This window comes from Sphingomonas sp. SRS2, assembly GCF_000971055.1.
Taxonomy (GTDB): Bacteria; Pseudomonadota; Alphaproteobacteria; order Sphingomonadales; family Sphingomonadaceae; genus Rhizorhabdus.
On the sequence record NZ_LARW01000092.1, the window covers coordinates 68287 to 91688 of the forward strand.

Annotated in this window: 17 protein-coding genes; 14 read left to right on the plus strand and 3 right to left on the minus strand. The window is 61.5% G+C overall.

Annotation, left to right across the window (positions count from 1 at the left end; translation table 11 throughout):
- Positions 1–5 precede the first annotated feature (5 nt).
- Entirely contained in the window at positions 6–614 is a 609-nt protein-coding gene (locus tag WP12_RS12880; protein WP_046194115.1) for a pyridoxamine 5'-phosphate oxidase family protein, read from the plus strand.
- Positions 611–1021: a VOC family protein gene (locus WP12_RS12885; RefSeq protein ID WP_046194116.1), complete on the plus strand. Its 411-nt coding sequence runs from the start codon at positions 611–613 to the stop codon at positions 1019–1021. Before WP12_RS12880 ends, WP12_RS12885 begins: the two co-directional genes overlap by 4 nt.
- Before the next feature lie 80 nt (positions 1022–1101).
- On the opposite strand, the gene rpoC is transcribed toward WP12_RS12885, so the two are convergent.
- Entirely contained in the window at positions 1102–5373 is a 4272-nt protein-coding gene (gene rpoC / locus WP12_RS12890) for a DNA-directed RNA polymerase subunit beta' (RefSeq protein ID WP_046194117.1), read from the minus strand.
- Between the two features lie 77 nt (positions 5374–5450).
- Positions 5451–9602, minus strand: coding sequence for a DNA-directed RNA polymerase subunit beta (rpoB, locus tag WP12_RS12895; protein WP_046194118.1), 4152 nt, complete (start codon positions 9600–9602; stop codon positions 5451–5453).
- Positions 9603–10164: 562 nt separating this feature from the next.
- On the opposite strand from rpoB, the gene WP12_RS25295 reads away from it, so the two are divergent.
- The 12 genes from WP12_RS25295 (at position 10165) to WP12_RS12960 (ending at position 22870) form a co-directional block, all read left to right on the plus strand.
- Positions 10165–10320, plus strand: a complete 156-nt coding sequence (locus WP12_RS25295) for a hypothetical protein (protein WP_160299222.1) — start codon at positions 10165–10167, stop codon at positions 10318–10320.
- A 98-nt stretch (positions 10321–10418) separates the two neighbouring features.
- Positions 10419–11060, plus strand: a complete 642-nt coding sequence (locus tag WP12_RS25845) for an acyltransferase (RefSeq protein ID WP_084691139.1) — start codon at positions 10419–10421, stop codon at positions 11058–11060.
- Positions 11061–11379: 319 nt separating this feature from the next.
- Entirely contained in the window at positions 11380–12528 is a 1149-nt protein-coding gene (locus WP12_RS23470) for a glycosyltransferase family 4 protein (protein ID WP_152663984.1), read from the plus strand.
- A gap of 11 nt (positions 12529–12539) precedes the next feature.
- On the plus strand, positions 12540–13478 hold the full coding sequence (locus WP12_RS12920; protein ID WP_052730370.1) for an asparagine synthetase B family protein: 939 nt from the start codon (positions 12540–12542) through the stop codon (positions 13476–13478).
- 70 nt (positions 13479–13548) lie between these two features.
- Positions 13549–15699, plus strand: coding sequence for a bi-domain-containing oxidoreductase (locus WP12_RS12925; RefSeq protein WP_046194121.1), 2151 nt, complete (start codon positions 13549–13551; stop codon positions 15697–15699).
- A 62-nt stretch (positions 15700–15761) separates the two neighbouring features.
- Complete coding sequence (locus tag WP12_RS12930) at positions 15762–17501, plus strand: alginate lyase family protein (RefSeq protein WP_200894521.1); 1740 nt, start codon at positions 15762–15764, stop codon at positions 17499–17501.
- Positions 17498–18730 carry a glycosyltransferase family 4 protein gene (locus WP12_RS12935; protein WP_046194123.1) on the plus strand — a complete coding sequence of 411 codons (1233 nt, stop codon included), beginning with the start codon at positions 17498–17500 and terminating at the stop codon, positions 18728–18730. Before WP12_RS12930 ends, WP12_RS12935 begins: the two co-directional genes overlap by 4 nt.
- A 12-nt stretch (positions 18731–18742) precedes the next feature.
- A complete protein-coding gene (locus tag WP12_RS12940; RefSeq protein ID WP_200894522.1) occupies positions 18743–19933 on the plus strand; it encodes a LegC family aminotransferase in 1191 nt (396 codons plus the stop codon).
- Positions 19934–19973: 40 nt separating this feature from the next.
- Entirely contained in the window at positions 19974–21161 is a 1188-nt protein-coding gene (locus WP12_RS12945; RefSeq protein ID WP_046194124.1) for a UDP-N-acetylglucosamine 4,6-dehydratase, read from the plus strand.
- Position 21162: 1 nt separating this feature from the next.
- Positions 21163–21849 (plus strand): sugar transferase, encoded by a 687-nt coding sequence (locus tag WP12_RS12950; protein WP_046194125.1) that lies wholly within the window; start codon positions 21163–21165, stop codon positions 21847–21849.
- Positions 21827–22444: a GNAT family N-acetyltransferase gene (locus tag WP12_RS12955; RefSeq protein WP_052730371.1), complete on the plus strand. Its 618-nt coding sequence runs from the start codon at positions 21827–21829 to the stop codon at positions 22442–22444. Before WP12_RS12950 ends, WP12_RS12955 begins: the two co-directional genes overlap by 23 nt.
- Before the next feature lie 144 nt (positions 22445–22588).
- Positions 22589–22870 carry a hypothetical protein gene (locus WP12_RS12960; RefSeq protein WP_152663985.1) on the plus strand — a complete coding sequence of 94 codons (282 nt, stop codon included), beginning with the start codon at positions 22589–22591 and terminating at the stop codon, positions 22868–22870.
- Here the strand turns inward: WP12_RS12960 and WP12_RS12965 are convergent.
- Positions 22833–23288, minus strand: coding sequence for a hypothetical protein (locus WP12_RS12965; protein ID WP_152663986.1), 456 nt, complete (start codon positions 23286–23288; stop codon positions 22833–22835). The two genes, WP12_RS12960 and WP12_RS12965, sit on opposite strands and share 38 nt — an antisense overlap.
- Between the last annotated feature and the right edge of the window lie 114 nt (positions 23289–23402).

Genomic DNA, 23402 nt, shown 5'->3' on the forward strand with positions numbered 1-23402 from the left:
GGGGCATGGCACAGACATTCCTTCACGCCATGTTCGGCCCCGGCTCCCGCGCGCGCCAGGAGGCTGCGGGCTCGCGCTCGTCCTACGGCCGGATGGAGGATGGCGCCGGTGAGCTCGACCTTTTGACCGATCGCGAGGCGGATTTCATTGCCGCCCGCGACAGCTTCTATATGGCGAGCGTCAGCGAGGACGGCTGGCCCTATGTCCAGCATCGGGGCGGCCCGGGGGGATTCCTGCGGCGGATCGGCGGCAACCGGATCGGCTTCGCCGATTATCGCGGCAACCGGCAATATCTGTCGGCCGCCTATCTGGCCGCCGACGATCGCGTGTCGCTGTTTCTGATGGATTATCCCAACCGTCGCCGGCTCAAGCTGATCGGCCACGCCTATGGCAGCGAGGATCCCGCGGACATCGCCGCGCTGATGACGCCCGGATATGCCGCCGAGCCCGAACGGGCCTTCCTGATCGATGTGGTGGGGTTCGACTGGAACTGCCCGCAGCATATCACTCCGCGCTTCACCGAGGCCGAGGTCGCGCGTGAGACCCGGCCTCTGCTCGACGAACTTGCCCGGCTGCGCGCCCGCGTCGCCGAATTGGAAGGACATCATTCATGACCGACAAACTCACCCGCGGCGTCCATCATATCGGCCTTACCGTTCCCGATCTCGATCAGGCGCGCGCTTTCTTCTGCGGTCTGTTGGGCTTCGACGAAGTCGGCGGAGTGCCCGCTTATCCCGCGATCTTCGTGTCCGACGGCGCGATCCTGATCACGCTGTGGCGCGCCGCCGATCCGCCGACTGCGCGCGCCTTCGACCGGCGGGCCAATATCGGCCTTCATCATCTGTCGCTCGCGGTGGCGGACGATGCCGCGCTGGACGCGCTATGGGCCAGGGCAAGCATCTATCCGGAGGTGGTGATCGACGCCGCGCCGGGCCCCATCCGTCAGGGATCGGCGACGCGCCACTTCCTGCTGTTCATTCCCGGCGGTATCCGGATCGAGTTCGCAACACCCTTCGGCTGAACGGCCGCCCGGAAAAGAAAAACCCCGCCGGCTCGCACCGGCGGGGTCTTGTCTCAGCCTTGGCGCCGGAGCGCCGTAGCTTATTCCTTGTTCAGATATTCGCCGGCATCCTCGTCGGTGCCGTGCGTTTCGCCCGCAACTGCGGCGAGCACATCGTCGCCGATATCGGCTTCGACGGGCTGGCGCAGTTCGGCGGCATGCTCTTCAGCGGCGCTCGCCGGGGCGATCAGCGACTCCTGCCAGTTGCGCTGCGCGGCCCGCAGGGCTGCGTCGCGGCTGGTGGCGGTCACGCGCAGGCGGCTCATGCCGGCGCCGGTGCCCGCCGGGATCAGGCGGCCGACGATGACATTTTCCTTGAGGCCGTTGAGCGTGTCGATCTTGCCCTGCACCGATGCGTCGGTGAGCACGCGGGTCGTTTCCTGGAAGGAAGCGGCCGAGATGAACGAGCGCGTCTGGAGCGAAGCCTTGGTGATGCCGAGCAGGATCGGTTTGCCCTGCGCGATCACCCGGTTCTCGGCTTCCGCCTTGGCGTTGATCTCGTCCATTTCCTCGCGGTCCACCTGCTCGCCGGGGAGCAGGGTGGTGTCGCCGCCATCGGTGATCTCGACCTTCTGCAGCATCTGACGAACGATCGTTTCGATGTGCTTGTCGTTGATCTTCACACCCTGGAGACGATAGACCTCCTGGATTTCCGACACGAGATATTCGGCGAGCGGCTCGATGCCGAGCACCTCGAGAATATCATGCGGATCGGGCGAGCCACCGATCAGGTTGTCGCCGCGCTTGACGTAATCGCCTTCCTGCACGTCGATGACCTTCGACTTGGGCACCAGATACTCGACCGCATCGCTGCCATCGTCCGGACGGATGATGATCTTGCGCTTGGCCTTGTAATCCTTGCCGAACTCGACGCGGCCCGAGACCTTCGCGATGATCGCGTTTTCCTTGGGCTTGCGCGCCTCGAACAGCTCCGCGACGCGCGGCAGACCGCCGGTGATGTCGCGGGTCTTGGCCGACTCGCGGCTGACGCGGGCGAGAACCTCGCCGGCCTTCACCGTCTGTCCGTCCTCGACCGAGAGCATCGCACCCGGCGCCAGCATGTAGCGCGCGGTTTCGCCCGAGCTGTCGTCGAGCAGCGTCAGGCGCGGACGAAGGTCTTCCTTCCGGCTGGTGGCGCGATACTCGATGACGACCTTCTGGCTGATGCCGGTTGCTTCGTCGGTCTGCTCGGTGAGCGTCTGGTTGTCTAGCAGGTCCTGATACTTCACCGTGCCGCCGGTCTCGGTGATGACCGGCATGGTGAACGGATCCCATTCGGCCAGGCGATCACCCTTGGTCACCTTCACGCCATCGTCGACGAGGAGATGCGCGCCATAAGGCAGGCGATGGGTCGAACGCTCGCGGCCATCGGCGTCGATGATCGCGACTTCGCCCGAACGGCTGAGCGAGACACGGCGTCCGCGCGGATCGGTGATGATCCGCAGGTCGCGATACTCGATCGTGCCGTCGGCGATCGATTCGAGGTTCGACTGCTCGTTGAGCTGCGCCGCGCCGCCGATGTGGAAGGTCCGCATCGTCAGCTGGGTGCCCGGCTCGCCGATCGACTGCGCCGCGATGACGCCGACGGCTTCGCCGATGTTCACCGGGGTGCCGCGGGCAAGGTCACGGCCGTAGCAGGCCGCGCAGACGCCGCCCTTCGATTCGCAGACCAGCGGGCTGCGGATCTTGACGCCCTGGGTGCCGATCGCCTCGATCGCGGCAACCATCGGCTCGTCGAGCAGCGTGCCCTCGGGGATGAGGACCTCGTTGTTCTTCGTGTCGACGATATCCTCGGCCGTGGTGCGGCCCAGGATACGCTCGCCGAGCGATGCGATGGTGGCGCCGCCCTGAACGATCGCCTTCATGTCGAGCGCGCGATCGGTGCCGCAATCGACCTCGACCACGACGCAATCCTGCGACACGTCGACCAGACGACGGGTCAGGTAGCCCGAGTTCGCCGTCTTGAGCGCGGTGTCGGCCAGACCCTTGCGGGCGCCGTGGGTGGAGTTGAAGTATTCAAGGACGGTCAGGCCTTCCTTGAAGTTCGAGATGATCGGGGTCTCGATGATCTCGCCCGAAGGCTTGGCCATCAGGCCGCGCATGCCGGCGAGCTGCTTGATCTGCGCGGCGCTACCACGGGCGCCGGAGTGCGCCATCATGTAGATCGCGTTGATCGGCAGTTCGCGGCCGTCCTCGCCCTTCTTGACCGCCGAGATCTCCTTCATCATCTCGGCCGCCACGCGGTCGCCGCAACGCGACCAGGCGTCGATCACCTTGTTGTACTTCTCCTGCTGCGTGATCAGGCCGTCCTGATATTGCTGCTCGAAGTCCTTCACGAGCGCCTTGGTCTCGTCGACCAGCGGGATCTTCGCGTCGGGGATGATCATGTCGTCCTTGCCGAACGAGATGCCGGCCTGGAATGCGTGGCGGAAGCCCAGCGCCATGATGGCGTCGGCGAACAGCACCGTCTCCTTCTGGCCGGTGTGGCGATAGACGATGTCGATGACGTCGCCGATCTCCTTCTTGGTCAGCAGGCGGTTGACCGTCTCGAACGGCACCTTGTGGCTCTTCGGCAGCGTCTCGCCGAGCAGCATGCGGCCAGGCGTCGTTTCGACCCGCTTCATATACTGCTTGCCGTCTTCATCGGTCTGCGGAACGCGGGTGATGATCTTGGTGTGCAGCGTCACCGCCTTGGCGGCCAGCGCCTGATGGACTTCCGACATGTCGGAAATCATCGCGCCCTCGCCAGGCTCGCCTTCCTTCATCATCGACAGATAATAGAGGCCCAGCACCATGTCCTGCGACGGCACGATGATCGGCTTGCCGTTCGCGGGCGACAGGATGTTGTTGGTCGACATCATCAGGACGCGCGCTTCCAGCTGCGCTTCGAGCGACAGCGGAACGTGCACGGCCATCTGGTCGCCGTCGAAGTCGGCGTTGAAGGCCGAGCAGACCAGCGGGTGAAGCTGGATCGCCTTGCCCTCGATCAGCACGGGCTCGAACGCCTGGATGCCGAGACGGTGAAGCGTCGGCGCGCGGTTCAGCAGCACCGGATGCTCGCGGATCACCTCGTCGAGGATGTCCCAGACTTCCTTGCGCTCCTTCTCGACCCACTTCTTGGCCTGCTTGAGGGTCATCGACAGACCCTTCGCGTCCAGACGGGCGTAGATGAACGGCTTGAACAGCTCGAGCGCCATCTTCTTCGGCAGGCCGCACTGGTGGAGCTTGAGCTCCGGACCGGTGACGATGACCGAACGGCCCGAATAGTCGACGCGCTTGCCGAGCAGGTTCTGGCGGAAGCGGCCCTGCTTGCCCTTGAGCATGTCGGACAGCGACTTGAGCGGACGCTTGTTGGCGCCCGTGATCGTGCGGCCGCGGCGGCCGTTATCGAACAGCGCGTCGACCGACTCCTGCAGCATGCGCTTTTCGTTGCGGACGATGATGTCCGGCGCGCGCAGCTCCATGAGACGCTTGAGGCGGTTGTTGCGGTTGATCACGCGGCGATAGAGATCGTTGAGATCCGACGTCGCGAAGCGGCCGCCGTCGAGCGGGACCAGCGGGCGCAGATCCGGCGGGATGACGGGGACGACTTCGAGGATCATCCATTCCGGACGGTTGCCCGATTCCAGGAAGCTCTCGACGACCTTCAGCCGCTTGATGATCTTCTTGGGCTTGAGCTCGGATTTGGTCTCGGACAGCTCCTTGAGAAGCTCTTCCTTCTCGCCTTCGAGGTCGAGTTCCTCGAGCATGCGGCGGACCGCCTCGGCGCCGATTCCGGCGGAGAAGGCGTCCTCACCATATTCGTCCTGCGCCTCGAGCAGCTCATCCTCGGTGAGGAGGGTGAACTTCTCGAGCGGGGTCAGGCCAGGCTCAATGACGATATAGGCTTCGAAGTACAGCACGCGCTCGAGCTGCTTGAGCTGCATGTCGAGCAACAGGCCGATGCGCGACGGCAGCGACTTCAGGAACCAGATGTGCGCGACTGGGGCGGCGAGCTCGATATGGCCCATCCGCTCGCGGCGGACCTTCGAGACGGTGACCTCGACGCCGCACTTCTCGCAGACGATGCCCTTGTACTTCATCCGCTTGTACTTGCCGCACAAGCACTCGTAATCCTTGATGGGACCGAAGATGCGCGCGCAGAACAGGCCGTCACGCTCGGGCTTGAACGTGCGATAGTTGATGGTTTCCGGCTTCTTGATCTCGCCGAAGGACCAGCTGCGGATGCGCTCCGGGCTGGCGATGCCGATCTGGATCTGGTCGAAGGTTTCGGCCTTCGCAACCGGATTGGCGAAATTGGTCAGTTCGTTCATTTTTCAGTCCCTCTGAAGGGTCAAAATCGGGTCGGGGCGAACTGGCCGCTGCCTTCGGAGGGCAGCGGCCGGGTGGTTCACTCCGCGGCTTCGGCCAAGCCGTCGTCGCCGGACGTGTCGGCGATCGACGACAGTTCGACGTTGAGGCCGAGCGACCGCATTTCCTTGACGAGCACGTTAAAGCTCTCGGGGATGCCGGCCTCGAAGGTGTCGTCACCCTTGACGATCGCCTCATAGACCTTGGTGCGGCCGACGACATCGTCGGACTTCACCGTCAGCATCTCCTGCAGCGTATAGGCGGCGCCGTAAGCCTGGAGCGCCCAGACCTCCATTTCGCCGAAGCGCTGGCCGCCGAACTGCGCCTTACCGCCCAGCGGCTGCTGGGTGACGAGGCTGTACGGCCCGATCGAGCGTGCGTGGATCTTGTCGTCGACAAGGTGATGGAGCTTGAGCATGTAGATGTAGCCCACCGTCACCTTGCGATCGAACTGGTCGCCGGTGCGGCCGTCGAACAGCTCGACCTGGCCGCTCTCGTCGAGCCCCGCCAGGCGGAGCATCGCCGCCACGTCGGCTTCGCGGGCGCCGTCGAACACCGGCGTGGCCATCGGAACGCCGTTCTTCAGCACCTTCGCCATCTCGACGATCTGATCGAAGCTGCGCGCTTCGATTTCGGCGTGATACTGCTCGCCATAGACCGTCTTCAGACGCTCGACGACCGCTGCCGGCGGGGTGCCGCCGGTCGCGTCGGGGTTCGCCTCGCGCCAGCCTTCCAGCGCCTCGGTCACCTGCTTGCCCAAGCCGCGCGCGGCCCAGCCGAGATGGGTCTCGAAGATCTGTCCGACGTTCATGCGCGAAGGCACGCCCAGCGGGTTGAGCACGATGTCGACCGGGGTGCCGTCCTCCAGGAACGGCATGTCCTCCTGCGGCAGGATGCGGCTGATCACACCCTTGTTGCCGTGGCGGCCGGCCATCTTGTCGCCCGGCTGAAGCTTGCGCTTCACCGCGACGAACACCTTGACCATCTTGAGCACGCCCGGGGGCAGCTCGTCGCCGCGCTGCAGCTTCTCGACGCGATCCTCGAACTTCTTGACGATCAGGCCGACGGCTTCGTCATACTGCGCCTTGACCGCTTCGAGATCCGCCTGGCGGGCGTCGTCGGCGACGGCGAACTTCCACCATTCGCGCTTCTCAACCTCGTTGAGCAGCTCGTCGTTGATCTCCGCGCCCTTCTTGATGCCCTTGGGGGCGGCCGAAGAGACCTGGCCGAGCAGCATCTCGCGAAGCCGCGCATAATTGGCGCGGTTCAGGATGGCGCGTTCGTCCTCGCGGTCCTTGGTCAGGCGGTCGATTTCCTCGCGCTCGATTGCCATCGCGCGCTCGTCCTTGTCGATGCCGTGGCGGTTGAACACCCGCACGTCGACCACGGTGCCGGAGACGCCCGGCGGCAGGCGCAGCGAAGTATCGCGAACGTCCGAAGCCTTCTCACCGAAGATGGCGCGAAGGAGCTTTTCCTCCGGCGTCATCGGGCTTTCGCCCTTCGGCGTGATCTTGCCGCACAGGATGTCGCCCGGCTCCACTTCGGCGCCGATATAGACGATGCCCGCCTCGTCGAGGTTGCGCAGGGCTTCCTCGCCGACGTTCGGGATGTCGCGGGTGATGTCTTCCGGCCCAAGCTTGGTGTCGCGGGCCATCACCTCGAACTCGTCGATGTGGATCGAGGTGAAGACGTCGTCCTTCACGATCCGCTCGGAGATCAGGATCGAATCCTCGTAGTTGTAGCCGTTCCACGGCATGAACGCGACGAGGACGTTGCGGCCCAGCGCCAGTTCGCCGAACTCGGTCGACGGGCCGTCGGCGATGATATCGCCGGCGTGCACGACATCGCCCACCTTCACCAGCGGACGCTGGTTGATGCAGGTCGACTGGTTCGAACGCTGGAACTTCATCAGCGTGTAGATGTCGACGCCCGACTTGCCGGCATCGACGTCACCGCTGGCGCGGATCACGATGCGGGTGGCGTCGACCTGGTCGACCACACCTGAACGACGCGCGCCGATCGCGGCGCCCGAGTCACGGGCGACGGTCTCTTCCATGCCGGTGCCGACGAACGGCGCTTCGGCGCGAACCAGCGGCACCGCCTGGCGCTGCATGTTCGAGCCCATCAATGCGCGGTTGGCGTCATCGTTTTCCAAGAACGGGATCAGCGACGCAGCAACCGACACCAGCTGCTTGGGGCTGACGTCCATCAGGGTGATGTGGTCGCGCGGCGCGATCAGGAACTCGCCCGCTTCGCGCGACGAGATCAGGTCCTCGACGAAGCGGCCCTCGCCATCGAGCTCGGCGTTCGCCTGCGCGATGGTGTGCTTGGCTTCTTCCATCGCCGATAGATAGACGACGTCGTTCGTGACCTTGTGATCGATGACCTTGCGGTACGGCGTCTCGATGAAGCCGTACTTGTTCACCCGGCTGAACGAAGCCAGCGAGTTGATCAGACCGATGTTCGGGCCTTCCGGTGTTTCGATCGGGCAGATGCGGCCATAATGGGTCGGATGAACGTCGCGGACCTCGAAGCCCGCGCGCTCGCGGGTGAGGCCGCCTGGCCCGAGGGCCGAAACGCGACGCTTATGCGTCACTTCGGACAGCGGGTTGGTCTGATCCATGAACTGCGACAGCTGCGACGAGCCGAAGAATTCGCGGACCGCGGCGACCGCCGGCTTGGCGTTGATCAGGTCGTTCGGCATCGCCGTCGACACGTCGACCGACGACATCCGCTCCTTCACGGCGCGCTCCATGCGGAGCAGGCCGACGCGATACTGGTTTTCCAGCAGCTCGCCCACCGAACGGACGCGGCGGTTGCCGAGATTGTCGATATCGTCGATCTCGCCCTTGCCGTCCTTCAGGTCGACGAGGGTCTTGACCACCGCGAGGATGTCCTCGGAGCGCAGCGTCGTGATCGTGTCCTCGGCGTCGAGCTCGAGGCGCATGTTCAGTTTGACGCGACCGACGGCCGACAGGTCATAGCGCTCCGGATCGAAAAACAGCCCCGAGAACAACGCCTCGGCGGTTTCCTTCGTCGGCGGCTCGCCGGGGCGCATGACGCGATAGATTTCGCTGAGCGCATGGTCGCGCTCCTCGACCTTGTCGGCTTTCAGCGTGTTGCGGATCCACGGACCTGTAGCGATATGATCGATGTCGAGCAGCTCGATATGATCGATCCCCGCCTTGTCGAGCATTTCGAGATTTTCCGGCGACACTTCGTCACCGGCCTCGATGTAGATGCGGCCGGTAGACTCGTCGATCAGGTCATAACCCGAAAAGCGGCCGAAAATCTGGTCGGTCGGGATGAGCAGCGTCGACAGGCCGTCCTTGCCGGCCTTGGTGGCGGCGCGGGGGCTGATCTTCGAACCTGCGGGGAACACGACTTCGCCGGTGTCGCCGTTGACGACGTCGAACGCCGGCTTCTGGCCACGCCAGTTCTCCGAGACGAAGGGCACCTTCCAGCCGCCTTCGCCGCGGACATAGGTCTGCGTGCGGTAGAAATAGTTGAGGATGTCCTCGCCGTTCATGCCCAGCGCATAGAGCAGCGTCGTGACCGGCAGCTTGCGCTTGCGATCGATGCGGACGTTGACGATGTCCTTGGCGTCGAACTCGAAATCGAGCCACGAACCGCGATAGGGGATGACACGCGCGGCGAACAGATATTTGCCCGACGCATGGGTCTTGCCGCGGTCATGATCGAACAGCACGCCCGGCGAACGGTGCATCTGCGAAACGATCACGCGCTCGGTGCCGTTGATCAGGAAGGTGCCGTTCTGGGTCATGAGCGGCATGTCGCCCATGTAGACGTCCTGTTCCTTGATATCGAGGACCGAACGGGTGTCCGTATCGGGATCGACTTCGAACACGATCAGGCGAAGGGTTACGCGCATCGGCGCCGCATAGGTCATGCCGCGCTGGCGGCATTCCTCGGTATCGTACTTGGGATCTTCCAGTTCGTACTGGACGAAATCCAGCTCGGCGGTGCCGGCGAAATCGCGGATCGGGAAGACCGAGCGCAGCGTCTTCTCCAGCCCCGACACATAGCCGTCGGCGGGACGCGAGCGCAGGAACTGCTCGTAGGATTCACGCTGAACCTCGATCAGGTTCGGCATCTGCACGACTTCGTGGATGTTGCCGAAGACTTTGCGGATGCGCTTCTTGGCGGTCTGCGGAGCTGCCTGGGTGGCCATTGCGTTTATTTCCTCGCGTCAAAATTCTTTCCGCATCGCAGCGAATTTCAGCCTGATTCGCGTCCATTTTCGTGGCGCGATCCACGACAAAAAGTGCGGGTCCGGGCTGTCGGAACCGCACTGCCAGCGTTTGAGAACCCTTGAAAAACCAACTCCAATTCGTCGCGGACCGTTCGCAAGGCGGTCCGTGTCCCGGAGGGTCAAGGGCGGCACCCGCGCTCAAGCGCAAGGCAACTGCCGATGTAAGTGGAGGCGGCTATATAGGCCGGGGTGCAGGGTTTGGGAAGGGGTCTATCCCCTCAAACCGTCATACTGAACGGGTTTCAGCATATACCGGGATGGCAAGGGTGCGATCTATACGCAAACAAGGCTATGTCGAAGCCTCATAATCGCCTCAGTATCGCCGCGATGAAGCCGGCGATCTCCTCTCGCCCCAATCAACGCGACCGGCTCGGCATCGCCGAGCCTGTTATATAGCGAGGATCAGCGCTTCGCGCAGGCGTGGAGGGTGATGACATCGCCCCCGCTTGACCGATCCGCCCTCCCGGCGCAGGTTATTGTGATGACGCTGCAAGGCTTACCGCACATTTCTGTTGATTTCGCCATCTGTGGGAGACGTCCGGCTATTCCCGGAACATGGACGAGCTTCGCTGACGCGCTCGAATTGCTTGCCGATGAGGCGCAGGCTGCTGTCCATCCGATCGTTATCGCGGCTTAATGAGATTCCTGATCGAAGCGCAACTGCCTCCGGCTCCGTCAGTTTGCTGATGATCCCCGGAGATCGAGATTTCGGGCGCGCCGTTAGGGCTGTCGACCGTGGCGCGGCAAAAGCGCTTGCTTTGGCAGGAGCCGCATTTTGAGAAGGATAACGATTACTCACATCTCGCTTGGTTTTTCGCATTGATACGCTTTGTCGCTTACGTCCTGCACCGCTGCTGGCAGGCCGCGACGTATATCGCGCGCGCTGCGGTGTGTGGCATCGCGCGACGGCGCTTTCATTCTTGTGGGCGTAATGTGAGGTTCGACCCATTCAATTCGTATTTCTCGTTTGAAAACATCTCGATGGGCAACGACGTCTTCGTCGGCGGGCACGCATGGTTTAGCTGCCCGCATGGGCCGATCTCGATCGGATCGCACATCATGTTCGGACCGCGGGTCTCACTGCTCGGTGGCAACCACCGCTTTCATCAGGTCGGCATCTACATGCATGACGATGTGCAAAAGGGCTGGGGCGACGATCCGGGTATCATCATCCGCGACGATGTCTGGATAGGTGCCAATGCGACGGTTCTTGCCGGCGTTGAGCTCGGCGAAGGTTGTGTGGTCGCCGCCGGAGCTGTCGTAACACGTTCGGTGCCGCCTTACACGATCGTGGGCGGCGTCCCTGCACGGGTCATTGCGTTGCGTTTTTCCGATGCTGATATCGAACAGCATCGGGCGTTGCTGGGGCTGGCCTAATCCGCCTAGGCGTGGCATCGAAGAATCATCGTCGCCTTGATCGGTTGCGTAAATGGCTGTGGAAGATGGCATTAGAACTAAGCGCGATCCTGAAGCAGTTTCCGCAGTTGGAGGTGCTTGCGCGATCGCTATATTGGCGATCTGCTTTCATCCGCAGGATCCTCCAGCGCCAAAAGCGGAGTGCTAGGCGTGGGTCGCCGCCGCCTGTAGCCATCTCGTCGCCATCGCCGGGCCTCGACGATCTCGCGCGCGAACTGAGGGCGCTGGGTGTCGCGCAGGGTGATATCTAATCATCGGGAATTGAATCGGGAGTGACCAGTTGCCAACAGACACCACCCTTCGACCAAGACTTCTTATTGTTGGCGCGTTTCCGAATCCAGATAGCCCAATAATTGGTGGTATTGTTACCGTTTGCAGAGCGCTGGTGACGCCACGCTTTATCGGAAAATTTGAACTGATTCTTGTCGATAGTACTCAGATTAGCAATCCGCCTCCTCGATTTTGTACGCGTGCATGGTTGAGCATCTGGCGTTTTGCGCGCTACATCCGTGCGCTCCTGTTTGAACGTCCACAGGGTGTTCTCCTGTTTGCGTCGACCGGGGCTAGCCTCATTGAAAAGGCAGCGATGGCGATAGTCGCCCGGCTTTTAGCAATCCCTGTTGCGCTCTTTCCACAGGGCGGGGCGGTAATTGATATTATAGAGAAAGATAGGCTTGGTAGCTCGGTCTTTCGGGCTGCGCTAAAGACCGGGAATAAGTTTTTTTGCCAAGGTTTAAGGTGGCAGCAGTTGGCAACTAATCATCTCAATTATAGCCAAATTGATGCTCCAATTATTGAGAATTGGTCTGCTTCGCCGGCGCTACTTGAGGTCGGTCGTGCGCGGTTCTCGCGAGAAACTCCGCTACGAATTATATTCGTCGGTTGGTTGGAAAAAGAAAAGGGCGTTGCAGAGTTGTTACATGCAAGCGCGTGTCTCGGGAATTTATTTGAGTTTCAACTCATTATTGTTGGCGATGGTCATTTTTCTGCCGAAGCCCATGCATTAGTCGACGAACTGGGCTTAACTAACAAGGTTATCTTCAAAGGTTGGGTTAGTTCTGACAGTATACCGATACTTTTGGGCAACGCAGATATTTTTGTGCTTCCCTCTTATGCAGAGGGTTTGCCAAACGCGATGATTGAGGCGATGGCGGCTGGTTTGCCAGTAGTGGTATCACCCGTTGGCAATATTCCGCAGGTGGTCACCGATGGGGTGAATGGACTGCTTGTTCCGGTCAAAGATGTAATGAAACTTAGAACAGCGCTCGCTTCACTGCTCGGCGACGCTGATCTAAGGATGATCTTGGGAAGGAATGCACATCACACGGCAGTGAAATCCTTCTCTACGGAAGTTGCATTGGAGAAATTGGAAAAGGAAATCAGGAGGATGATGCGGAAGATGGAGCACTCCGCATCTGAAATCTCGTAGCTATTTAGCAGATGCTCTGGCAGCTTGATGAGCCACTCGCGGATCCGGCGCCGCTCGATGTGCTTTACATCAGCCAGCTGGCACGCACCGCCGGTATCAAGGTGCTCTTGTCCGGGGTCGGTGGCGACGATCTTTTCTCGGGCTATCGCCGTCATCTCGCGGTCAGCTACGACTGGTTGTGGTCGTGGATGCCCGCGATGGCGCGTCGCGGGCTCGCCGGGCTTTCGCGTCAGCTCGACCAGCGGACCGCACTCGGGCGGCGCGCTTCGCGTCTTTTCGGCAATGCCGACGGTAGCGAACATATGCAGCTTGCCAAATATTTCGCCTGGGCGCGGCGGGGCGATCTTCACGCGCTATACACGCCTGAGCTGAACGCCGCGATCAACGACATCTCTGCCGATCAGCCGATGCTCGATCACTTGCGCCGCATGTCGCCCGAAACATCGCGCCTTGAAAAGCTGTTATCGCTCGAACAGCGTTTCTTCCTTGCCGACCATAACCTGATCTACACCGATAAGATGGCGATGGCAGCCAGCGTCGAAGTGCGCGTGCCGTTCCTCGATCCCGATCTCGTCGATCTCGCTGCCCGGATCCCGGGCCGATTCAAGCAGCGTGGCCGCGAGGGCAAGTGGGTTCTGAAGAAGGCGATGGAGCCCTATCTCCCCTGTGATGTCATCTACCGGCCCAAATCGGGCTTTGGCGCGCCGCTGCGCTTATGGCTGCAGGGAGACCTGCGACCGCTGATGTTCGATATATTATCGACGGACAGCCTGCGCGCGCGGGGGCTGTTTGATCCTGTCGCGGTCGACCGGTTGATCGCAGATAACGACGCCGGCCGGGTCGATGCAGCCTATACGATCTTCTCGCTGATGTGCGTCGAGATCTGGTGCAGGAAGTTCATGGGCAGCAACTTCTCCTTCGAAGCTGAAAGACGTGCAGCGATGGCTTGATTCCTGTCGCGCTGCAGCACAAGCAATGGCGCCGCACCGTGTGGTGTCAACGAGGTGATCGAAGCATATCATGAGACAGCTGCTGCAGAACCTGGGCAACGGCGACACCTCGATAATCGACGTTCCCGTTCCCGCCGCGACGCCCGGCACCATAGTGATCGCCAGCCGCACAACCCTGATCTCGGCCGGAACCGAACGTATGCTCGTCGATTTCGGACGTTCTTCGATGCTCGGCAAGGCGCGCCGTCAGCCTGAAAAAGTGAAGATGGTCGTCGACAAGGTTGTGGCTGACGGGCTGTTCGCCACGCTCGATGCCGTTCGCAGCAAGCTCGCCCAGCCGATCCCGCTGGGCTATTGTAATGCGGGCACGGTGATGGAGGTGGGAGACGGCGTACGGGGATTCCGTCCCGGCGATCGCATCGTCTCCAACGGATCGCATGCGGAAGTGGTCCGTGTTCCCGCAAATCTTTGCGCGAAGATTCCCGATGGGGTGAGCTACGAGGCCGCAGCCTTCACCGTGATCGGCGCGATCGGGCTGCAGGGCATCAGGTTACTGTCCCCGGCGCTCGGAGAGGCCGTCGCGGTGACGGGGGTGGGCCTCATCGGGCTTCTTGCCGTCCAACTGCTCATCGCGCAGGGTTGTCGTGTTCTGGCGATCGACCTCGACCCGGACAAACTCAAGCTGGCGCGCAGCTTCGGCGCCGAGACCTGCAATCCCGCGCAGGGCGAGGATCCGGTTGCAGCCGGCATCGCCTTCAGCCGCGGGCGCGGCATGGACGCTGTCCTGATCGCCGCATCAACCGCATCGAGCGACCCGGTCGTCCAGGCGGCAAGGATGTGCCGCAAGCGGGGTCGCATCGTCCTCGTCGGTACGACCGGGCTCGAGTTGAACCGCGCGGATTTCTACGAGAAGGAACTTAGTTTCCAGGTATCCTGCTCCTACGGACCCGGGCGTTACGACCCGGACTATGAGGAGGGCGGACAGGATTATCCGGTGGGCTTTGTCCGCTGGACCGAGCAGCGTAATTTTGAGGCGATCCTCGACATGCTCGCCAATCGGCGGATTGACGTCACACCGCTGATCAGCCGCCGTATCCCTTTCGAACAAGCCGCGTCGGGCTATGACCTGTTGACCGCCGACAAGGCGCTGCTCGGCGTGCTGCTCAATTATAGCGATGTTGCCGTGAAGAACGATGCGCGTTCGCGCGTCGTTAGGCTGGCCGATGCGCCGTCATCGGCGGGCAGGGCGGGCGTTCCGCTGTGCGGCTTCATCGGCGCCGGAAATTATGCCTCCCGCGTTCTCATTCCGGCGTTCCGCGCGGCCGGCGCGCGGCTGCGGACGATCGCCACGTCCGGCGGGCTGAGCGGAGCCATCCAAGGCAGGACGTCGGGATTCGAACAGGTATCCACCGATGTGGGCACGATTTTCTCCGATCCGGACATCAACGTGGTGGCGATCGTTACGCGTCATGACCAGCACGCGCCCCTCGTCTGCCGCGCACTAGAGGCGGGCAAGCATGTGTTCGTCGAGAAGCCGCTGGCATTGACCGGCGCGGAACTCGGCGAAATCCGCGCGGCATATGCTGAGGCCGCGGCCACCGGGACAGCACCCGGCGTGATGGTCGGCTTCAATCGTCGCTTCGCGCCGCACGTCATGCGCATGAAGGCGCTCATCGACGGGGTGCGCGAACCCAAATCCTTTATCATGACGATGAATGCTGGGGCGATCCCTGCGGGACACTGGACGCATGATCCGAAAGTTGGCGGCGGGCGCGTGCTGGGCGAGGCGTGTCATTTGATCGATCTAATGCGCTTCCTGGCCGGTGCCGCGATCGTCTCGGTGCAGGCGCGGCGCATGGGCGAGAATAGCGTTGAACCGATCGTTGATGACAAGGCGGCGCTGATTCTCGGTTTCGCCGATGGTTCGTTCGGTACGATCCATTATCTGGCCAACGGTTCGTCTCGTTTCCCCAAGGAGCGCGTGGAGGTTTTCTGCGCCGGACGGGTGTTGCAGCTCGACAATTTCCGTCGGCTCACAGGCTATGGCTGGCCGGGCTTCCGGAAAATGGGTGGCTGGCGGCAAGACAAAGGTCAAAACGCCTGCGCTGCGGCTTTCCTGCACGCGGTTGAGCAAGGCGCTCCAATGCCGATCCCGTTCGAAGAACTGATGGAGGTTGCGGCCGTCACTATCAGGGTCGATGAGATCCTGCGCAATCAATGAGACGTCTGTGGGGGCTCATGCGGACGATCCCCCGTCTCGGATTGTCCAGCATAGCGAGGGTAATGGTTTATCGCCTGGGCGTGCGGAGCGGGATAAACCCAGTCCGCCGCCTGACATCCGCCCCGTTCGACGGCCCCTTCTTCACGGAAGAAGTCGGCGATGTCGAGCGCAAGCAACCCGCCACGCTCGTCTATTTCGGCTGGCTCGAACAGCCGGTGACGGATCAGGCCCCGGCCTGGTTCCGTAATCCTCTAACCGGTCGCGAGATCACGGCCGCGAGCAGGCCGTGGTGGACCATCCCCGACTTCGATCCCGAAGTCGGTGACATCAAGCTGCTGTGGGAGCCGTCACGCTTTGGTTGGTGCCTCGATCTCGCCTTGGCCGCACGGGACGGCGACGCTCAGGCCGGTCCGCAGATGGAGCGTTGGCTGCGTGACTGGTGCGCGCGCAACCCGGCTTATAACGGGCCTAACTGGAAATGCGGGCAGGAGGCGTCTATCCGCGTCCTGCATCTCGCAATGGCGAGCCTTCTGCTGGGCGAGCCCGAGCAGGCGGCCCCCGGCCTTGCTGATCTGATCGCAGGCCATTTGCGGCGGATCGCGCCGACGATCGGCTATGCGATCGGGCAGGATAATAACCATGGTACTTCCGAGGCGGCGGCGTTGTTTGTCGGAGGAAGCTGGCTCACGCGTATCGGGCGGTCCGAAGGCAGTCGTTGGCTGGCGCTTGGCCGCTATTGGCTGGAGAATCGCGTCGATCGGCTGATCGCGGCCGATGGCAGCTTCAGCCAATATTCGCTCAACTATCATCGCATGACGCTCGACACGCTCGTGATGGCGGAAATCTGGCGTCGACGACTTGAGCTTACAGATTTCTCCGCAGCCTTTCGCTCGCGCGCAGAGGCGGCTTCGCTGTGGCTGTACAATATGATCGATCCGCTTGGCGGTGACGGGCCGAATGTCGGCGCAAACGATGGCGCGCATCTCTTCAGGATCGGCACGGCACCTTATCGCGACTATCGCCCCACCGTGCAGGCCAGTTCGGTGCTGTTCGGGGCAACGCGGGCCTATGGCGGTGAGGGCGACTGGAATCGTCCGCTACTAGCGTTCGGCGTGGACCTGCCCGATGCTGTGCGCGCGCCCGCCGGATCGGTACGTCTCGACGATGGCGGCTATATGATCCTTCGGTGCGGGCGAGCGGCCGCGATGCTGCGCTATCCCCGCTTCCGCTTTCGGCCGAGCCAATGCGATGCGTTGCATGTTGATCTCTGGCGTGACCACGAAAATCTCCTCGGTGACGCCGGCACCTATTCATACAATGACGGGGATGTATGGCTCGACTATTTCGGTGGGAATGCCGGTCATAACAATATCGCCTTCGACGGCCGCAATGCCATGCCACGGCTGGGGCGCTTTCTGTTCGGGGACTGGCTGCAGACCGGCGACGCAGTATTCGGAGCGCAGACCGGCGAAGCGATCGTCACCGATGCGCAAGGTGCCTGCCATCACCGCAAGATTCAGCTGAACGCCGACAGGCTGGTGATTACCGACTCCGTTTCCGGATTTCGGAAGACGGCCAGGCTGCAGTGGCGCTTGCGGCCCGGCGACTGGCGGCATGATGGACCCTGCGACATCACCGATGGCCAGCACCGCCTCCGCGTCGCAAGCCCGGCGGCTATTAAGCTGGAGATCGCAACGGGATGGCGATCGCTCTTTTACCTATCGAAAGAGCCCATCCCCGTGGTCTCGGTTACATTGTCCGAGCCTGCCAACATAACCACCTGCTACAGCTGGACGGCATGAAAATCCTCTACATCCACCAATATTTCTCCACGCCCAGCGGCGCGTCTGGGCTGCGATCCTATGATATGGCGCAGCGGGCGCTTAAACACGGTCATCGGGTGACGATGGTCTGTGGTAATTCCTCGATCAGTCAGACCGGGATAGAGGAGCCGTTCCGCGGTGGCCATCGCCGCGGCATGGTGAACGGGATCGATGTGATCGAGTTCGACCTCGCTTACGCCAACGCGCATGGGCTGTTCCGGCGCGCCTGGACCTTCCTCCGCTTCGCGGTCGCCTGCGTTATGGTCGCGCTACGCGAGGACTATGACGTCATCTTCACGACAACGACCCCGCTCACTGCGGGCATTCCGGGCATCGTAGCGCGCTGGCTTCGCCGCAAGCCGTTCGTATTCGAGGTGCGTGATCTCTGGCCGGAATTACCTAAGGCGATGGGGGTCATTCGGAACCCGATCGTGCTGACGCTGATGTCGGCACTTGAGTGGATATCGTACCGGTCGGCCGACCGCCTGATCGGACTTTCGCCAGGGATCGTTGACGGTATCGCGCGACGCGGCGTGCATAGAGATCGCATCATTGAGGTGTCGAACGGATGTGACGTGGCCCTGTTCGGGACGACCGTCGCGCCTTGGCGCCCGGAAGGGGTACGGGATGGCGATCTGATGGCTGTCTTCACCGGCGCGCACGGTATGGCGAACGGGCTGGACGCGGTGCTCGACGTCGCGGCTGAACTCCAGCGGCGCGGGCGCGATGACATCCGCATCGTTCTGATAGGCGAGGGCAAGTTGAAGCCCGGGTTGCAGAAGCGGGCGCGGCGCGATGGCATTTCAAACGTGATCTTCCATGATCCGGTCGGCAAGCGGCGGCTCGTCGATCTGCTAGGGGCGGCGGATCTCGGGCTGCAGATCCTCGCTAATGTGCCCGCTTTCTATTACGGGACCTCGCCGAATAAGTTTTTCGACTATCTTGCCGCGGGGCGACCGGTGCTGATCAACTATCCCGGATGGCTGGCGGAATATATCACCGTGCAGAAATGCGGCTTTGTCGTGCCGCCCGACGATGCAGCCGCTTTCGCCGATGCGCTTGAACGCGCTGCCGATGATCGCGCGACGCTGACGGCGATGGGTTCACGAGCGCAGCAGCTCGCAATTGAACAGTTTGATCGCGGCGATCTTGCCGATCGTTGGGTAGATTGGGTTAAGCGGGCAGCAACAGTGCGCGCGGCGGACTGAGGGGGCGAAGGAGTGGAATCGGAACAATCGGCCGCTGCCATCGTCGACGCGGTTCGCGAAATATACGGATATGATTTTGTACCGCTGCACCGGCCTGTCTTCGCCGGTGCGGAGAAGGCCAATCTCGCGGCATGTATCGATTCGAACTTCGTGTCGTCGGTCGGCGAAAAGGTCACGGCGTTCGAGGCCTCGATCGCCGCGTTTACCGGCAGTCGCTTTGCGGTGGCGACGGTCAACGGCACGGCGGCGCTTCATGTCGGACTTATCCTCGCCGGGGTCGAGCGAGGCGACGAAGTCATATCGCAGGCGCTCACCTTCGTCGCGACGTGCAATGCGATCAGCTATATCGGTGCGCATCCTGTTTTCGTCGATGTCGATCGCGAGACAATGGGCCTGGGGGCCACCGCGCTGAAGCAGTTTTTGTCCGCCACCGTTCGCCTCACCGATGGCCGCGCCTATAATCGCGTGACTGGCCGGCGCATCGCCGCCTGCGTCCCGATGCACAGCTTCGGTCTCGCTTGCGAGATAGAGGAGATCGCCGATCTTTGCGCGGGCTACGGCATCCCAGTGGTCGAGGATGCCGCCGAATCGCTCGGCAGCTATGTCGGCAAACGTCATACGGGCACCTTTGGGCTGATCGGCACGTACAGTTTTAACGGCAACAAGATTATCACGACGGGTGGGGGCGGCATGATCGTCACCGATGACGAAATCATCGCGCGTCGGGCCAAGCATCTCACCACCACTGCGAAGACACCGCATCCCTATGAGTTCGTTCATGACGAGGTCGGCTTCAACTATCGCATGCCTAACCTCAACGCGGCGCTAGGTTGCGCCCAGATGGACCAACTCCCCGGCTTCTTGCGATTGAAGCGGGCGGTCGCGGATTATTATCATGACCGGCTCGCTGATATCGGTGCCGGGTTCATCAAGGAGAGGGAGGGCACGCGCGCCAATTACTGGTTGAACGCACTATGCCTGCCGGATGCTGCCGCCCGCGACGCAGTCCTCAATGCCTGCAATGATGCCGGTGTGATGACCCGCCCCGTCTGGCGGCTGATGTCGAGCCTGCCGATGTTCCGCGACTGCATGCACGACGGGCTCGAAGTCTCGCGCTGGCTAGAAAAAAGGATCGTGAATATTCCGTCGAGTGTGCCCGATGCGGTGATAGCCGATGGGCCGCTAGGGCCGTATCTGGCATGATGATCGCTCTGGACTTTGGGAAAGCCTCACGGGAAATGCCATGGATATTCTGAACCTGATCGGCCGGACCGCGCCGCTCTTCGCAGCGGACGTTAGGGCGCATGATGACCGCCTGCGGGAAGTTGTCCGCGGAAGCCGGTTTCTGGTGATCGGTGGCGCCGGATCAATCGGACAGGCGGTTACGCGGGAGATATTCAAGCGCGGGCCAAGAACGCTTCATGTCGTCGACATCAGCGAGAACAACATGGTTGAGCTGGTACGCGATGTCCGCAGCACGCTCGGCTATATCGCCGGTGACTTCAGCACCTTCGCGATTGACTGCGGCTCGCGCGAATTCGAACAGCTGATGCGTCAAGCGGGGGGCTATGACTATGTGTTCAACCTGTCTGCTCTCAAGCATGTTCGTAGCGAGAAGGACCCGTTCACCCTGATGCGGTTGATCGACGTCAACATCTTCAACACACTGAAGACGCTGGGCATGGCACGTGAGACAGGCGCGGGCCGCTATTTCTGCGTCTCGACCGATAAGGCCGCGAATCCAGTCAACATGATGGGCGCTAGCAAGCGCATCATGGAAATGTTTCTGATGCGCGAGAGCGAGACCATGCCGGTCTCTATGGCGCGCTTCGCCAATGTCGCCTTTTCCGACGGCTCGCTGCTCCACGGCTTCAACCAGCGCTTCGCCAAGCGGCAGCCCATCTCGGCACCCAGCGACGTGCGCCGCTATTTCCTCACCCCCGCCGAGTCGGGGGAGCTGTGCCTGATGTCCGGACTGCTCGGCGACAATCGCGATATCTTCTTTCCGAAGCTGAGCGAAGAGCTTGACCTGATCACATTCTCCGACATCGCCGTGCGCTATCTCGCCGCTCTCGGTTATGAGGCGGTGCCATGTGCGAGCGAGGACGAGGCGCGCGATCGCGCCGCCGAACTTATCCCGCGGCGCCGCTGGCCCTGCTATTTCTTTGCGAGTGACACCACGGGAGAGAAGGATTTCGAGGAGTTCTTCACGGCCGGTGAGGCGCTGGACATGGACCGCTTTACCAATATCGGGGTGATCCCGAGCCGGCTCGCCTATGATGATCGCGTGCTCGATCGCTTCATCGACGAGATAGGCGCCCTGCGCGCCGCCGGATCATGGGAAAAGGCACCCATAGTCGACCTGTTCAACGATATGCTGCCTGAGTTCGCGCATAAGGAAACCGGCCGCTATCTCGACTCGCGGATGTAGCATGCAGCGTTTTCTCGATATCTTTCTCGCCGTCATCGCCCTGCTGCTGTTCGCACCGATCCTGATCCCCGTGATGATCATCCTGCGCCTAACGGGCGAAGGCGAGATATTCTACCGGCAGGAGCGAGTGGGAAGGGCGGGCAGCCCGTTCATGGTCTACAAGTTCGCAACGATGCTGAAGAACAGCCCCAGCCTCGGCACCGGTACGGTAACGCTGAAGAACGACCCACGGGTGCTTCCACTTGGGCGGATGCTGCGCAAGACCAAGCTCAACGAACTGCCGCAGTTGCTGAATATCCTCAATGGCACGATGAGCATCATCGGGCCACGCCCGCAGACGCGGCGCTGTTTCGACGCTTACCCGCTTAATTCGCAGCACGCTATCGGAACAGTGCCTCCAGGCCTATCTGGCATTGGCTCCATCGTCTTCCGGGATGAAGAGGAGATTATGCACGCAAGCATAGATCCTGAATACTTCTACGATCATGTCATAATGCCGTACAAAGGTTTGTTAGAGCAGTGGTATGTGGAGCATAGGACGATAAAGACTTATATTATTTCTATAATTTTGACGATTTTGACGGTTTTTTTTCCAAGATCAGGCTTCATCTGGAGAATATTTCCAACCTTACCAAAACCTCCAGTGGAACTTTTGGAAAAGATAAATGGATGCGGCCCAGGTGCATGATCGAGCGACCTATTTGCAGGTAGCGCAGCTTCATGCCGCTGCGATCCATCAAGGTTTCTTGCCGATGCTCGGCGCCGAATTTTTAGCCTTGCTCTACCAGTCGATCGACGAATGCGCTGAGAGCGTGCTGTTTGTTGAGCGCGAAGCTGGTCGCGTGATAGGTTTCGTTGCAGGCGCCAAAAGCATGCGATCGATTTATCGCCAGATGATCGGACACTGGTATAGACTTGCGCGGGCCCTGATTCCCATCGTGCTTAAGCCGCGCCACATATGGCGCATCGTGGAGATTCTCCTTTACAATAGAGCAGATGGCGGCGGCCCGAACCTGCCAACTTACGAACTGCTTAGTATAGCAGTCGACGATGGGTTCCGTGGCCGGGGTGTTGCCCGACGACTCTACATGCGCCTGGTCGATCATTTCCACGCAATGGATGCTTCTGGTTTCCGTATAGCCGTCGGGAGCAAGTTGGACGCGGCACACGCCTTTTATAGAGGCATGGGAGCAGTGGAGGTCGGAGAGGTTGAGATGCATCAGGGAAAAAACTCCGTGATTTATGTGCACTGGCTGCAAACTAACCGCCTGACGGCGTCCTGATCGTCCGGGCCCGGATGAGATATTCCCATATATGGAGCCTACCGGCTGATCATAGGGCGTGGCCTCGGCCCTGGGAGTTCGAGATTGGCGCAATCATGGTTGCTACCGTGACTGCTCACGCCGCTGGTTGCCCTGGCGCAGGTATTGAGCAGCGGTCCGGCTGGGTTCAGGACGATATTGGTCAAGGTGATGTCGGCGGTTTCGATGCTGGGCGTCGATCCGGCTTATCGCATCGGACGTTGCGGTCATTCGATCCCGGCCGGACTGTTCTCCGCGTCGATCGCCGCGGTCTGGGCCGAGATCGTGTATCTGTCGCCGCATATCGTGGCCGAGATGTTGCAGCCGACGGGTTCACCGATCGCGCGGGTGAATATGTCCAGCCGTGGCGTCAGCCGCGCTGAAAGGGCGATGAGAATATCCGCCTGAAGCCGGGCGACAGCGCCTCGATAGTGCGGTCATGCGCGATCGCCCTCAACGGCCCGCGGAACTGTTCCATATCTTCGAAAAGCGTCGCCGGATCGGTCCGGCAGAGCAGGTCGATGCCCTCCGACGGGCTGGAGACAAGGAAGCCGAAACGGCCATAACGCCGTTCGAGATCGTCGATCACCGAGTTCCGGACGGCAAGCGGCGGGATTCCGAAGCGGACGCAATCGAGCAGCGTGCCGCTCGCGGTCAAGCTGTACCAGTCCGGATCGAAGGGAAGGAAGATGAGGTCATTCTCGCGCGCGAGATCGCGATATTCCTCCTGCGTTAATTTGGCCTCGCTCGGAGACCTGTGAAAGCCCGGCTGGAAGGACGGATCATAGGAGGGGCCGCGACGGCCAATACAGTTAGAGTCGAACACGATCGTGTTGAATCGGCGGATTCCCTTTGAGGCTGATTTGTGATTCAGAGTGCTGGCTGGGATGGAGGTCGGCATGGATGGGCAAACCTTATTCGGATGATTTGCGGGAGCGCG